Source organism: Streptosporangium sp. NPDC004379 (genome assembly GCF_042873875.1).
GTDB lineage: Bacteria > Actinomycetota > Actinomycetes > Streptosporangiales > Streptosporangiaceae > Streptosporangium.
In genome coordinates, this window is record NZ_JBIAMC010000005.1 from 97025 (window position 1) to 111625 (window position 14601).

Sequence of the window (14601 nt, forward strand, 5' to 3'; positions counted from 1 at the left end):
TCAGAAAAGCTATAGGTGGTGAAAATTTGTTTCGCACTAGTCCAGCAGGCGCTGCTTTGGGAGGGTTGGCATTGCTCCTAGGTGTATTGACGGCGTGTGCAAGCGAATCGCAGTCTGGAGCACAGTCGTGTCTAGATCTCGCCAAAAAAGAAAATAATATACTTCGTAAGTCGATTGAAAAATCTCTCCCGCGCGAAGTTATATCGATTGATGATATGAATGGGTGTGACTCCTCGAATAATGGTGCATGGCTATCTGTGAATGTCAATATCGGTGTGTCCAAGGAGGAGATTATTGAGGGCTTCGAAAAAGCCGGATGGTCGTCTAATGTCAAAAGTCTTAATAAGTGTGGAGATTTCTGCAGCGCCGACCTTGCAAAGAAGGCGGCAAATAGAGTGATTGGAATTTCGATATCCGAAAATAAGGCAATTGAAGGAGGTCGTGGGAATGTCTGGGAAGTTATTGTAAGCAGTTTGGATGGATGCTGGGATGACAATGGATATCGATGTGATGGCCCATCTTGAGGAATTTGATTTATGAATCAAACCCTATAATGCTGCAGAGGATCGCCGATCGATAATTATGAGGGTGCGAAATTTTTCATCCAAGTCATGGACGTGCCTGTTGTCCTGCCAGGGCTGGAGTTGGGCGCGGGCCTGCCGTATGGAGTGGGCGAGGCGGGTGGAGGTGTGGCCGGTGACGATCCCGGTGGCTTCGCCGATCATCGCGGCGGCTTCGGGGATCTCGCGGCGGTCGATCAGGGCGAGGGCGTATTCCAGTTGCAGGATGCCTCGCTCGCGGACCGAGTCCGGTCCCATAGCGGCCAGGCGGCGTTGTGCCTCGGAGATGGCCAGGTCGGGGCGTTTAAGTTCGATGAGGCAGAACGTCCGGTAGGACGCGACGCGCTCCGGGGTGAGCCAGAATAGATGCCGCAGATCTGATCCGCCTTGACTCCTGTCGGCGAGGTCGGTGGCGCGGTCCAGGAGGCGGAGAGCGTGCGGGTCGCGCTTGGCGGCGGCGATTGCTCGGGCGACCTGGATGGCGGTGGCTGACCGCTGGAGATGGTTGCCGCTCTCTTTGGCCCAGCCTTCGGCGGCGAAGGCGTGATCCAGTGCGACGGTGGGCTTCTTCTGATACAGCGCCATGTGGGCGAGCAGGCCGTGCAGGTGCGCCAGGAGGGCGGGGTTGCGCAGTTCGTGGGCGGCGGCCAGGCCCTCGGTGTAGCGGCGGGTGGCGCCGTCGTAGTCGAGGAGGTCGAAGCGGCTCCAGCCGGTGAGGTGGGACAGGCTCCAGTACAGGCGCAGCAGGCGGGTGCGCAGTGCGGGGGTGAGGGTGGCGTGGCGGAGCAGGTCGTCGACGAGGGCGCGTTTGGCCTCGGCTACGGGCAGGACCTTGGCGGGGCCGAGTTCTTCGTCCAGCGCCCACAGGCGGGCGGTCAGGCGCTCCAGCAGGTCCAGGGCGTTGTCATCGACGGCGGTGTGGTGGCGGGCGAGGGTGGCGAGGCGGTCGCGGTCGCCCTCGGGCAGGTGGCGCAGCAGGGGCAGGGCGGGGGCGCCGCCGAGGAGCAGGGCGAGTTCGAAGAGCAGGTCGCGGCGTTTGATGTCGGCCTCCTCGGCGGTGAGGGCGCGCAGCAGTCCGGTGTAGTCCACCGCACCCGCCAGTGGGACGCCGGAGGCGGCTGCGAACGAGCCGCTGGCGAAACGCGCGGGCGGGCCGCCCGGGGAACCTGGGAAGAGGCCAGAGGCGGTGGGTGGCTGCGGGTTCATGCTGGCACGCTCCCCAGGGCCGGACGCCAGAGGCCAGGGGGCGATGGCTTCGTTACACGGGGACAGGTAGGTCGTGGTGTCGGGGCCGCCGGAGGTCGTGGTCGGCTGCGGGGGAGGCGGGCGGCTGAGCCCCCATGGGGTTTGAGCGAGGCCCGACAGCGTCGCCTGATCCATGCCTGGCAGGGGAGCCGTCCCGGGAAGGCCCGGCAGAGCGGGTGCCTCGGGAGAGGGGCGGTGATGGAGGTCGAGGTGGCGGTGGTCGGCGCGGTCGAGGAGGTCGCGGTCGCGGGGGCGGTAGGTGGCGTAGGCCTCCGTGGTGACCAGGTGGCGGGCGGTGGTCTGGTAGAGGTGGGCGAGGATGGCCAGGGTGCGGGCCGGTGGGCGGCGGCCGGTGGCGGGCCAGGACTCGTAGTCGTAGAGCCGAGCCTCGCGCAGGCTGGCCGTACCGGCGGGGTCGAGGTCGTTGTGGGCGGCGACCACGTCGGCGGCGGTGCGGCCATGGGCGTAGCGGTACAGCCGCAACGGGCTGACGTCGTGGTCCAGGGCCAGGACGTCGGCGATCTGGTCGTAGGTGAAGGCGCGGGCACGCAGGGCGGTGCTGCGTCGCCGGCAGTCGAGCAGGGTTCGGTAGCCCTCGCCTGACATGGGGTCGCCTCCTTCGCCGAGCCGTACCGTACGGAAATCGTAAATGATCCGTCACTTTGTGTGACAGGCGTGCGGGGAAATGGGGATGCGCGGGCGGCCGGTGCGGTGTCGGCGCAGGTCGGCGGGGTGCTCGGGTGGGGTGGTCTGGCGGACACGGATGGGGGTCGGTGCGGCGGGCGGTCCGCGTCACCGTGTGCGGGACGGCTCTTCGCACGCACGCGAGGACGCGCACCCAAGGACACCCGTCCGAGGAACACCCATCCGAGGAGACGACATGACTGCTGCCCCCGACGAGGCGAGCCCTGCTCCTGACGAGGTGGGTTCCACTCCTGCTGAGGCGAGTTCCGTCTTCGACGAGGCGATCCCTGCTCCCGGCGATGATGCCCTCGCCTGCGGTGAGGTGGCGCCGATGCTGGTGGACGCCATGGTGGGGCTGTGGCCCGGGGGCATGACCTATCGGCGTACCTTTCCCGGCCGCGCCGACCAGATCCCGGAGGCCCGCCGCTTCGTCCGCTTCCTGCTGGAGGACTCTCCCCGCCGCGACGACGCCGAGCAGATCGTCGCCGAGCTGGCCGCCAACGCGGTCGCGCACACCGCCAGCGGGCAGCCGTACGGCACCTTCATCGTGGAGGTGGCCCGCAGGATCTCCGCGATCCGGGTCACCGTCTACGACTGCGGTTGGGGAGCGACCCCGAGGTTCGCTCCGCGTCGCGACTCCGATGCGCTCGCCGAGGACGGCCGGGGCCTGGCGCTGGTCGCCGGCCTGGCCGTACGGGTCGGGGTGCGGGGGACGCAGGCGGTGGGCCACGCGGTCTGGGCCGAGCTGCCCCCGCGGTGAGCACTCCGCCGAGCCGCCCTGCGATGGGTGCCGCAGGGCCGCCCAGTGGTGAAGCGCCCGGTCGAGCCGCCTTCTCGATGGATGTCCTGCGGGGCCGCCCCGAGACAGGCATCCTGCCGGGCCGTCCCGCAAAGAGCGCCACGAAACCGTACGGGGTTCCACAACCGATCCGGACCAAGATCGGCAGGTCCCTTGGTGATCAATTGACTGCCCCGAGTGGCGGCGTCCCGACACTGTCAGGAGGGAACGCGTCCGTGTTCCCGACGGATCTCTCGGGGGGCGGGAAACGGTGAACGCGCAGGGTGCGCTGGTGACGACGCCGGCCGTACGGGCCGCGTGGCGGCTTCGCGACGAGCTGGCGGGCAGGGGTGTCCTGGGCGACGTTCACGGCGGGTACGGCCTGGCTCTGGTGCTGCTCTGGGCCGACCTGGTGGTCTGGACCGACGGCGCGGTCTACCGGTGGTGGACCGGCCGCACGTCACCGAAGACCGGCCGCCGCCTCTACATGGTGTACGGCGTGCACGACCTGGCCACCACTGTCCGCGGGGTCATGCTGCGCTGCGCGGACCTCTACGAGAGCGGGGGAGTACCGGTGCGGTGAGAGGGGATGCGGGCCGTTGCCGTGCCCGATCTCTCCCCTTGCATCGGTCTTTTTGGCGTTTATGGAAATTCGGGGCTTCGGTCGTGCATGGGGTGCGCTGTGGCGGGCAGAGGCTGCGTCGAGGGGATGTGAGGAGACGGGCCGCCCTCCCGCCGGGCCAGCGGGACGGCGGCCCTCACCGTTATCGGATCATTCCGGAGACCAGGTTGCGCAGCTCGATGTGACCGGCCTTGACCTCGGCCACGTCGCCCTCGACGCGCTTCATAGAGGATTCGAGGTTGCCGACGGACCGCTTGACCACCCCGAGGTCTCCCCGGATCTCCTTGATCTCCTCCTTCACCCCTCCGAGCTCGGTTCGGAGTCCTCCGACTTCAGTCCGGACTACTCCGATCTCACCTCGGAGGCTTCTGGCCTCGGTGTAGAGATCCTTCCGAAGGTTCCTGACCTCGGTGTGAAGTTCATCCCGGAGCCCTCCGACCTCGGTTCGGAGTCCCTCCTGATCCTTCCGGAGCGCTTCCTGGCCCTCCCGGAGTCCTCCGACCTCGTTTCGGAGTCCCTCCTGGCCCTTCCAGAGTTCCTCCTGGCCCTTCCGGAGCTCTTCCTGACTCTTCTGGAGGTCCTCCTGACCCTTCCGGAGGTCACCGAGGGCCGCAAGGATCGTTACCGACACCTTCGACTGCTCCAGGGACCAGGTGCGCAGGTCGGCGATGTCCTGCTCCAGGAGCGAGATCCGTGCTTCCGTGTTCGTGCTCAACGCGTCTTCTCCTCGCTGTCACGCGCGATAGGGGGAATGCCTGACGTGTGACATGGAGGGCGTCCAGGCGGGATCAGCTTACGCAGGGTGAGCGGCGTGTCGCCGGAGGTTTCCGCCGGAGTCGCCGACGGACGCGGTCGCGGGAGGGCGGGGACCCCTCCGGGTGGAAAAGAACCGTTCCCTGTGGATGGCCCTCCGGCGAAAGACAGGTCTCCGAAGAAGAGGGACCGCCCGCCGTACGGCTGTGGGGCGTACGGCGGGCGGTCCCGGTGGAGGTGGAGCGTTCTACGCTGTCGGCGCGTGCCGGGCGATCCCGTAGACGCGGGGCAGGCGATCTTAAGGGTCAGGCGACCTTGGAGGGGGAGGCGGTCCAGGTGTTGCAGGCTCCCGGGCTCTCCTGGTCGAAGCCGCGGTTCAGCCAGTAGGCGACATTGCGGGCCTTGCCGTGGCTGACGGTGTCGTAGGCGTAGCTGACGACGTAGCGGAGGTCGGACTGGCTGCGGCCGAGGTCGCGCCAGATGCTGCCGATGAAGGCGCCGCCGAGGCACTCGGCCTGGAGCTCGATCTTCCGGATGTCGGCGAGGAGGGCCTTCTTGGTCCGGTACCTCCTGTGGTCGAGGGCGCCCGTCATCCCGGAGAGCCGCTGCACATGGTGGCCGTACTCGTGGGCGACGACCTCCAGCAGGAACAGCTCGGTCGACTCCGACAGGATGGACGGGTTCAGCAGGAAGGTGATCCTCTTGGTCTTCGCGCAGTAGACCGCCTGGGCGCCCTTCGGGAACGGTCCACAGCCGGTCGGGAAGCCGAGCCGGGAGGTGGTCTGGAAGCCGGGCTTGGAGAAGGGCAGTTTGGCCTTGGCGAACTGCCTGCTCCAGGTGTCGTTGAGGCATTCGACCACGAACTCCAGGTAGACCCGGGAGGAGTCGAGGTCGTCCGGCTTGACGGGCTGCTCCTGGCAGGAGGTGGCGTCGAGGGAGCCGGTCCTGTAGATCGGGTTGCTGGTGAGGGCCTTCGTGCCCGTGGGCGCGGGGGCCGCGGCCTGCCCGGTGACGCCCGCGGCGGCCGTGCCGGTGAACAGCAGGCCCGCGAACACGCCCGAGAGCAGGGTGATGAGGGGGGTACGCATGATCACGAACCCTATAGAGGCATAAAGCGCCGGTAAAGCGGATTGGGGATCTCCGCGCCCGGAAGACGCGTGCGGCCGTACCCCTGGGAGAAGGGGTACGGCCGCGCGGTGAGGACGGTGGAACAGGTGGAACGGGAGAAGGGTCAGGCGACCCGGGAGCTGGAGACGGTCCAGGTGTTGCAGGACGACGGCGAGCCGGAGTTGAAGCCGCGGTTCAGCCAGTAGGCCTGGCTGCTGCCCTTGCCGTGGTCGTTGGTCGGCCAGACCTTCTGACCGTTCTGGACGGTCCAGCGGATCATGGCGTCCCAGTGGTCCTGCGGGACCGGCAGGTCGTCGGAGATCTGGCGGAGGAACGCCGCGCCCATGCAGTCGGCCTGAAGCTCCAGGCGACGGGAGTAGGCGAGCTTGGCGGAGGTGCGGGCCCGCCAGACGCTCTGGCCGTAGTAGCCCATGATCCCGGAGAGCTGCTGCACGTGGTGGGCGTACTCGTGGGCCATGAACTGCGCGTTGTTGGGCGCGTACGGCTGCTTCAGCACCGAGCGGAACACACCGATGTAGATGGTGCGGTTGCTGGAGCAGTAGTAGCCGCCGGCGCCGCCCGGCCACCTGCCGCAGGGGCTTCCCACCTTGGTGGTGGTGAAGCGGAGCCTGGGCTGGGCGAAGGACAGGCCGGCCTTGCGGAACTGGGTCTTCCACGCCAGGTTCAGGCAGCGGTTGACCTTGGTCATGAAGGACCGGTAGGAGGCCGCGCTGCCCGCGCGGATCTGTCCGGCGGCGCAGGTGACGTTGGGGAGCAGACCGGTGCGGTAGAGCGGGTTGGCGGTCACGGCGGCACGGCCGCGCGGGGGTGCCTTCACCGTGGTGGCGGCCGCGGTCGCCGTGGAGGCGGCGGTTCCGGCGGCGGGGGCGGTGACGGTGGCGGCTTCGGCGGTGCCGGTGGCCATGACCAGGCCGAACGCCAGGGGAGCGACCACCAGTGACGAGAGTTGTCTGAAGGGGAAAGTGCTCATGGTGAGGCAAAGGCTAGCCCAACTGTGTACAAAACATGCGGAAAGCCCACGCTGAACGTGCAGAATCCGCTGTCTTGGAGGCAGGGGCCGTCATGCGAACTAGACTCGTCCCAGATGCTGACTGGACAGAGGGGATGATTCCGTGAGCGAGCGGACCGGACGGCCTGGCAGTCTTCTGGAAACGGTCAAGGGACCGGGAGACCTGAAGCAGCTGCGGCCCGAGGAACTGCCCCGCCTCGCCGCCGAGATCCGCGACCTGCTGGTCAGCTCCACGGCGCGCATCGGCGGCCACCTGGGGCCCAACCTCGGGGTCGTCGAGCTGACGATCGCCCTGCACCGGGTGTTCGACTCGCCGCGCGACACCCTCCTGTGGGACACCGGCCACCAGGCGTACGTCCACAAGATGCTCACCGGCCGCGCCGACCGGTTCGACACGCTCCGCCAGGAGGGCGGGCTGTCGGGCTACCCGAGCCGGGCCGAGTCCGAGCACGACGTCATCGAGAACTCCCATGCCTCCACCGCCCTGTCGTACGCCGACGGCCTGGCCAAGGCGTTCAAGCTGCGCCGCGAGGCCGACCGCACGGTCGTCGCGATGATCGGCGACGGGGCGCTCACCGGCGGCATGGCCTGGGAGGCGCTCAACAACATCGCGGCGAGCAAGGACCTGCCGCTGATCATCGTGGTCAACGACAACGGCCGCTCCTACTCGCCGACGATCGGCGGCCTCGCCTCCCACCTGGCCGCGCTGCGCGCCACCCAGCGCTACGAGGACGTGCTCGACTTCGTCAAGGACAACCTGACGAAGGTGCCCGTCGTCGGCCCGCCGGTCTACGACGCGCTGCACGGCATGAAGAAGGGGCTCAAGGACGTCCTGGCCCCGCAGGTGATGTTCGAGGACCTCGGCCTGAAGTACATCGGTCTGGTCGACGGCCACGACGAGCAGGCGGTGGAGGCCGCGCTGCGCAAGGCCAGGGGCTTCCGCCGCCCGGTCATCGTGCACGTGCTCACCAAGAAGGGCTTCGGCTACTCCTTCGCCGAGAACCACGGCGAGGACTGCTTCCACTCGCCCGGCGTGTTCGACCCGCTGACCGGCGAGGAGAAGCCCAAGCCGCACGGCTGGACCAACGTCTTCAGCCAGGAGATCGTACGGCTGGGCGCCGAGCGCAAGGACCTCGTGGCGATCACCGCGGCGATGCTCGGCCCGACCGGGCTGATCCCGTTCTCCGAGGCGTTCCCCGACCGCCTGTACGACGTCGGCATCGCCGAGCAGCACGCGCTGACCAGCGCCGCGGGCCTGGCACTGGGCGGCCTGCACCCGGTGGTCGCGGTCTACGCGACGTTCCTCAACCGGGCCTTCGACCAGCTGCTGATGGACGTCGCCCTGCACCGGCTGCCGGTCACGGTCGTCCTGGACCGGGCGGGCGTCACCGGCGACGACGGCGCCAGCCACAACGGCATGTGGGACCTGTCGATCCTCCAGGTCGTCCCGGGCCTGTCCATCGCCGTGCCGCGTGACGAGCCGCGGCTGCGCGAGCTGCTGGCCGAGGCGGTGGCCGTCGACGACGGCCCCACCGTCGTGCGCTACCCCAAGGGCCCGGTGCCCGGCGAGGTCGAGGCGGTCGGCAGGCTCGGCACGATGGACGTGCTGCGCGCGGGCGGTCCCGGCCTGCCCGCGGAGAGCGACGCCCCGGCCGCCGGTCCGCTGGACGTGCTGTTCGTGTCGGTCGGCCCGATGGCCGAGACCTGCCTGGAGGCCGCCGCCCTGCTGGACGCGCAGGGCATCTCCGCCACCGTGGTGGACCCCCGCTGGGTCAAGCCGCTGGACGAGGCGCTGGTGGCCGCCGCCGCGGCGCACCGGCTGGTCGTGGTGGTCGAGGACAACGGCCGGGTCGGCGGCGTGGGCGACGCGGTCGCCCGCCTGCTGCGCGACGCCGACGTCGACGTCCCGGTCCGCGTCTACGGCGTTCCGCAGCGGTTCCTGGACCACGCCAAGCGGGCGAAGATCCTCAGCGACATCGGGCTGACCTCCCAGGACATCGCCAGGGAGGTCACCGAGGCGGTGGCGCGGCGGACCCCGGCGCTGGAGAGCGACCCGGCCCGCTGACCGCGGCCGGGCCGCCGGGGAGCGGCCGGGGCTTTCCCGGGAAGAACCCGTATCGCGACCGTTCAGGAGTTGATCCGGTGGGCATGACCTGACCCATGGGACGCAGCGGCTCTGGATGGTCAAGGGGGATCCCGTGGGCGTTTTCCGCGTCAAGTCGGTAGAGCAGTCGATCAAGGACACCGAGGCGCCGGAGCACCGGTTGCGCAAGGACCTGTCCGCGCTCGACCTGACGGTCTTCGGCATCGGCGTCATCATCGGCACCGGTATCTTCGTGCTCACCGGCCGGGTCGCCAGGGACCTGGCGGGGCCCGCGGTGGCCCTGTCGTTCGTGGCGGCGGGGATCGTCTGCGCGCTGGCCGCGCTGTGCTACGCCGAGTTCGCCTCCACCGTCCCCGTCGCCGGATCGGCCTACACGTTCGCCTTCGCCACCCTGGGCGAGTTCCCCGCCTGGATCATCGGCTGGGACCTGACGCTGGAGCTGATGCTCGCCGCCGCGGTCGTCGCGGTCGGCTGGTCGGGTTATCTGACGTCGCTGCTGGACTCGGCGGGGCTGGCCCTGCCCACCGCGATAGCCGGGGAGGGCGCGGCGTTCAACCTGCCCGCGGCGCTGATCGTGCTGGTCCTGACCGCGATCCTGGTCGCGGGCGTCAAGCTGTCGTCCCGGTTCAACCTGATCGTCGTCGCCATCAAGGTCACCGTGGTGCTGCTGGTCATCGTGGCGGGGCTGTTCTTCGTCAAGGGGGCCAACTACAGCCCGTTCATCCCGCCGGCCAAGCAGACCCCGGCGGTGGAGGGGCTGGCGGCGCCGCTGATCCAGGTGGTGTTCGGCATCAGCCCGGTCGCCTTCGGCGTGATGGGAATCTTCACCGCCGCCGCGATCGTGTTCTTCGCCTTCATCGGCTTCGACGTGGTCGCCACCGCCGCGGAGGAGACCCGCAACCCCCAGCGGGACCTGCCCATCGGCATCATCGGCTCGCTCGTCATCTGCACCGTCCTGTACGTCGCGGTCTCCCTGGTCGTCGTCGGCATGGAGCCGTACTCGCGGCTCAGCGAGGCCGCGCCGCTGGCCGACGCGTTCAAGGCGGTCGGCCAGACCTGGGCCGCGACGCTCATCAGCATCGGCGCGCTGGCCGGGCTCACCACGGTCGTGATGATCCTCATGCTGGGCCAGTCGCGGGTGACGTTCGCGATGGCCCGCGACAACCTGCTGCCGGGGTGGTTCGCCAGGGTGCACCCGAAGTTCGGCACGCCGTACCGGATCACGATCCTGATGGGCGTCATCGTCGCGCTGCTGGCCGGGCTGGTGCCGCTGTCGGCGATCGCCGAGCTGGTCAACATCGGCACGCTGTTCGCGTTCGTCATCGTCTCGATCGCCGTCGTCATCCTCCGCCGCACCCGGCCGGAACTGCCGCGTTCCTTCCGCACCCCGCTGGTGCCGCTGGTGCCGATCCTGTCGGTGCTGGCCTGCGTGTACCTGATGCTGAACCTGCCGGTGGAGACCTGGCTCCGGTTCGTGGTGTGGATGCTCCTCGGCATCGTCGTCTACGCGGTGTTCGGCTACCGCCACAGCCGGGCGGCGGGCCGTGAGGCGGAGGCCGGGAAGACGGCCTCCTAGGGACGGGCTCAGAAACGGAACAGCGGGCCGGTGAGGGCGGTCATCTCGCAGCCGTTGTCGTAGGTCCGGGTGAACCGGACGGGCCTGCCCGCCCAGGTGCCGAACGCGCCGACGGTGTGCGGGTCGTACTCCGGCGGGCAGATCAGGTCGATGTCGTAGGTGAGCCTCGGCAGGTCGCCGTCCACCTGGCGCAGCAGGCCACAGGCGGTGACCGGGTCGGGGTGGCTGCCGCCGTCTCCGGCGCTTCCGTCTCCGCCGTCGCCGCAGCGCAGCACGACGCTCTTGGCGGGGCCGCCGGCGACGGAGAGGGTGAGCGTGATGGGCGGGCCGGCTCCGGCGGAGCCCATGGCGGGGTCCTGGGCGGGGGAGGAGCCGCCGAGGGCGGCGGCGAGGTCGTCCGAGACGCTTGAGGGGCCGTCCGGTGCGGAGGATTCGGCCGCGTGCGACATGACGGCGAGGGCGAACAGCATGACCGCGGAAGCGATCTTGACGGTTCTCATGGCGGGGATGTTCCCCGTGTCGGGTAAGGACCCGGCCGGGACATGGCCAAGGATCTTCCCGCTCGCCCTCTCCGGGCCGGGAGATCTGCCCGGCCTTTCCCCTTAAAGCCCTACAGGAGGGGTCGAAAAGGGCGGGGCATGAAGCGAGCCGCGCGGGCCGCACCGGGGTCCGGTCCTGACGTCCGTACGGCCGCGCGGGTGTCCCGGAAACCGGCCGGGAAGCCCGGATGGGCCGCGCGGCGTCCCGGGGAGCGCCGCGCGGCCGTACGGGTCAGAACCGGGTCAGGCCGGGACCGACGCCACGCCCGGCGGCAGGAACCGCGGCCGGGCGACGCCCTCGCGGTCCAGGTACGGCGTGATGCCGCCCAGGTGGAACGGCCAGCCGGCGCCCAGGATCATGCACAGGTCGATGTCCTGGGGCGCGGACACCACGCCCTCGTCGAGCATGATGCGGATCTCCTGCTCCAGGGCGCGCAGCGCGCGCAGCCGCACCTCCTCCGCGGTGGACGGGGAGGTGCCGCCCGCGAAGAAGGCGGCCGCCTCGGGGTCGGGCGTGAAGTCGGGCTTGAACACGCCCGGCTTGCCCGCCGCCACCAGCCGGGCGAGGTTCTCCGACACGCCGAAGCGGTCGGGGAACGCCTGGTGCATGGTCTCGGCGACGTGCAGCGCGACGGCCGGGCCGACGAGCTGGAGCAGCGCGAACGGGCTCATCGGCAGGCCGAGGCCGTCCAGCGCGTGGTCGGCGGTCTCCAGCGGGGTGCCCTCGTCCACCGCGCCGATGACCTCGCCCATGAAGCGGGTCAGGATGCGGTTGACCACGAACGCGGGCGCGTCCTTGACCAGCACCGACGACTTCCTCAGCGTCCTGCCCACGGCGAAGGCGGTGGCCAGCGTCGCGTCGTCGGTCCTCGCGCCGCGGATGATCTCCAGCAGCGGCATCACGGCGACCGGGTTGAAGAAGTGGAAGCCCACCACCCGCTCGGGGTGCTCCAGCCTGGAGGCCATCTCGGTCAGCGAGAGCGAGGAGGTGTTGGTGGCCAGCACGCACTCGGCGGAGACGACCTGCTCCACCTCGGCGAACACCTGCTGCTTGACCTTCATGTCCTCGAAGACGGCCTCGATGACGAAGTCGGCGTCGGCGAACGCGTCCTTGGTCAGCGAGCCCGTCACCAGGCCCTTGAGCCGGTTGGCCTGGTCGGCGGAGACGCGGCCCTTGCCGAGCAGCTTGTCGATCTCGCCGTGGACGTAGCCGACGCCCTTGTCGAGGCGGGCCTGGTCGAGGTCGGTCAGCACGACCGGGACCTCCAGGCGGCGGGCGAACAGCAGCGCCATCTGGGAGGCCATCAGGCCCGCGCCGACGACGCCGACCTTGGTGACCTTGCGGGCCAGCGCCGCCTCCGGGGCCCCGGCGGGCCGCTTGGCGCGGCGCTGCACCAGGTCGAAGGAGTACAGGCCGGCGCGCAGCTCGTCGCCCATGAGGAGGTCGGCCAGGGCCTCGTCCTCGGCGGCGAAGCCCTCGTCGCGGGAGGCGGTGCGGGCCAGCTCGACCAGCTCCAGCGCCCGGTAGGGGGCGGGGGAGGCGCCGCGCAGCTTCATGTCGACGAGGAAGCGGGCGTCGGCGACGGGCTTGGCCCAGTCCTCGGCGGTGTGGTCGGTCCGCGAGACCGTCACCTCGCCGCGCAGTACCTTGGCGGCCCAGCGCAGCGACTCCTCCAGGAAGTCGGCGGGCTCGAACATCGCGTCGGCGACGCCGGCGGCGAAGGCGTCCCGGCCCTTGATCATCCGGTTCTGCGACAGCGGGTTCTCGATGATGAGCTTGAGCGCCGCGGCCGGGCCGATCAGGCGGGGCAGGAGCTGGGTGCCGCCCCAGCCGGGCACCAGGCCGAGGAAGCACTCGGGCAGGGCGACCGCGGGCACGCCGGAGGAGATCGTCCGGTAGGCGCAGTGCAGGGCGACCTCCAGGCCGCCGCCCATCGCCGCGCCGTTGACGAACGCGAACGACGGCACGCTCAGCTCGCCCAGGCGGCGGAACACCCGGTGCCCGAGCCTGCCGATCTCCAGCGCCTGGTCACGCTCGGCGACCAGCGCGGCGCCCTTGAGGTCGGCGCCGACGGCGAAGATGAACGGCTTGCCGGTGACGCCCACGGCCGCGAGGTCGGTGCGGGCCTCGACCGAGTCGAGGGCCTCGGCCAGGGAGGTGAGGCCGGCCGGGCCGAACGTGGACGGCTTGGTGTGGTCGAAGCCGTTGTCCAGCGTGATCAGCGCCATGGTGCCGGCGCCGTCGGGCAGCTCCACGTCGCGGACGATGGCGCGGGTGACGACCTCGTCGCTGAAGATTTCCCTGATGTCCGTCACTTCGCACCTTCCCAGGCGAGGTTCTCCCAGATGACCGTTCCGCCCATGCCCATGCCGACGCACATCGTGGTGACGCCGTACCGGACGTCGGGGCGCTCGCCGAACTCGCGGGCGAGCTGCGTCATCAGCCGCACGCCGGAGGAGGCCAGCGGGTGGCCGAAGGCGATGGCGCCGCCGTAGGGGTTGACCCGGGCGTCGTCGTCGGCGATGCCGAAGTGCTCCAGGAACGCCAGCACCTGTACGGCGAAGGCCTCGTTGATCTCGAAGAGCCCGATGTCGGAGATCGACAGCCCGGCCAGGCGCAGCGCCCGCTCGGTGGACGGGATCGGCCCGACGCCCATGACCTCGGGGTCCACGCCGGCGAAGGCGTAGGAGACCAGCCGCATCTTGGGGGTGAGGCCCAGCTCGGCGGCGGCGTCGGCGGCGGCCACGATGCAGCCGGTCGCGCCGTCGTTGATGCCGGAGGCGTTGCCCGCGGTGACCCGGCCGTGCGGGCGGAACGGGGTCTTCAGCGTCGCCAGGCCCTCCATGGTGGTGCCGGGGCGGGGCCCCTCGTCGGCGGTGGCCAGGCCCCAGCCCTTCTCGGCGGTCCGGACGGCGACCGGCACCAGGTCGGGCTGGATCCTGCCGTCGGCGTAGGCCTTGGCGACCTTCTCCTGGGAGGCGACGGCGAAGGCGTCGGCGCGCTCCTTGGAGATGGACGGGTAGCGGTCGTGCAGGTTCTCCGCGGTCATGCCCATGACCAGGGCGGAGCCGTCCACGAGCTTCTCGGACAGGAACCGTGGGTTGGGGTCGACGCCTTCGCCCATCGGGTGGCGGCCCATGTGCTCGACGCCGCCGGCGATGGCGACGTCGTAGGCGCCGAAGGCGATGCCGCCGGCGACCGTGGTCACCGCGGTCATCGCTCCGGCGCACATGCGGTCGATCGCGTAACCGGGGACGCTCTTGGGCAGCCCGGCCAGCACGGCGGCGGACCGGCCGATGGTCAGTCCCTGGTCGCCGATCTGGGTGGTGGCGGCGATGGCCACCTCGTCGACCCGCTCCGGCGGCAGGTTCGGGTTGCGCCGGATCAGCTCACGGATGACGCGGACGACCAGGTCGTCGGCGCGCGTCTCGGCATACAGGCCCTTGGGGCCCGACCTGCCGAACGGTGTGCGCACACCGTCGACGAATACGACGTCACGAGACGAAGGCACGGGTTCGCTCCTCGTTGCTGGGTAGCTTCACCCCCCATGCTACTCGTCGGTAACAACATCTCACACGACCCGCCCCCTCCGCATCTGCGGC

12 protein-coding genes are annotated in these 14601 nt (G+C 69.8%); 5 read left to right on the forward strand and 7 right to left on the reverse strand.

Features of this window, described 5'->3' with window-relative positions; genetic code table 11:
* Positions 1-65: 65 nt before the first annotated feature.
* On the forward strand, positions 66-524 hold the full coding sequence (locus ACFYSC_RS12700) for a hypothetical protein (protein WP_389960467.1): 459 nt from the start codon (positions 66-68) through the stop codon (positions 522-524).
* Positions 525-548: 24 nt separating this feature from the next.
* Here ACFYSC_RS12700 and ACFYSC_RS12705 read toward each other — a convergent pair whose 3' ends face one another.
* Complete coding sequence (locus ACFYSC_RS12705; protein WP_389960469.1) at positions 549-2411, reverse strand: hypothetical protein; 1863 nt, start codon at positions 2409-2411, stop codon at positions 549-551.
* Between the two features lie 274 nt (positions 2412-2685).
* On the opposite strand from ACFYSC_RS12705, the gene ACFYSC_RS12710 reads away from it, so the two are divergent.
* A complete protein-coding gene (locus ACFYSC_RS12710; RefSeq protein ID WP_389960471.1) occupies positions 2686-3249 on the forward strand; it encodes an ATP-binding protein in 564 nt (187 codons plus the stop codon).
* Positions 3250-3538: 289 nt separating this feature from the next.
* Positions 3539-3850 (forward strand): hypothetical protein, encoded by a 312-nt coding sequence (locus ACFYSC_RS12715; protein WP_389960473.1) that lies wholly within the window; start codon positions 3539-3541, stop codon positions 3848-3850.
* A 181-nt stretch (positions 3851-4031) separates the two neighbouring features.
* Here the strand turns inward: ACFYSC_RS12715 and ACFYSC_RS12720 are convergent, their stop codons facing one another.
* From ACFYSC_RS12720 to ACFYSC_RS12730, 3 genes are all read right to left on the reverse strand, one after another.
* Positions 4032-4604 (reverse strand): hypothetical protein, encoded by a 573-nt coding sequence (locus ACFYSC_RS12720; protein WP_389960475.1) that lies wholly within the window; start codon positions 4602-4604, stop codon positions 4032-4034.
* A gap of 343 nt (positions 4605-4947) precedes the next feature.
* Positions 4948-5730: a neutral zinc metallopeptidase gene (locus ACFYSC_RS12725; RefSeq protein WP_389960477.1), complete on the reverse strand. Its 783-nt coding sequence runs from the start codon at positions 5728-5730 to the stop codon at positions 4948-4950.
* A 143-nt stretch (positions 5731-5873) separates the two neighbouring features.
* Positions 5874-6740 (reverse strand): neutral zinc metallopeptidase, encoded by an 867-nt coding sequence (locus ACFYSC_RS12730; protein ID WP_389960479.1) that lies wholly within the window; start codon positions 6738-6740, stop codon positions 5874-5876.
* Positions 6741-6882: 142 nt separating this feature from the next.
* On the opposite strand from ACFYSC_RS12730, the gene dxs reads away from it, so the two are divergent.
* Together dxs and ACFYSC_RS12740 are read left to right on the forward strand one after the other, a co-directional pair.
* Positions 6883-8844, forward strand: a complete 1962-nt coding sequence (dxs, locus tag ACFYSC_RS12735) for a 1-deoxy-D-xylulose-5-phosphate synthase (RefSeq protein ID WP_389960481.1) — start codon at positions 6883-6885, stop codon at positions 8842-8844.
* Between the two features lie 133 nt (positions 8845-8977).
* The gene (locus ACFYSC_RS12740) at positions 8978-10459 is read left to right on the forward strand and encodes an amino acid permease (protein ID WP_389960483.1); all 1482 of its coding nucleotides are present in this window, start codon (positions 8978-8980) and stop codon (positions 10457-10459) included.
* An 8-nt stretch (positions 10460-10467) separates the two neighbouring features.
* Here the strand turns inward: ACFYSC_RS12740 and ACFYSC_RS12745 are convergent, their stop codons facing one another.
* The 3 genes from ACFYSC_RS12745 to ACFYSC_RS12755 form a co-directional block, all read right to left on the reverse strand.
* Positions 10468-10959, reverse strand: coding sequence for an SSI family serine proteinase inhibitor (locus tag ACFYSC_RS12745; RefSeq protein ID WP_389960485.1), 492 nt, complete (start codon positions 10957-10959; stop codon positions 10468-10470).
* 282 nt (positions 10960-11241) lie between these two features.
* Entirely contained in the window at positions 11242-13314 is a 2073-nt protein-coding gene (locus tag ACFYSC_RS12750) for a 3-hydroxyacyl-CoA dehydrogenase NAD-binding domain-containing protein (protein WP_389960487.1), read from the reverse strand.
* The gene (locus ACFYSC_RS12755) at positions 13311-14510 is read right to left on the reverse strand and encodes a thiolase family protein (protein ID WP_389960489.1); all 1200 of its coding nucleotides are present in this window, start codon (positions 14508-14510) and stop codon (positions 13311-13313) included. The genes ACFYSC_RS12750 and ACFYSC_RS12755 overlap by 4 nt, the downstream gene beginning before the upstream one ends.
* Positions 14511-14601: the final 91 nt, after the last annotated feature.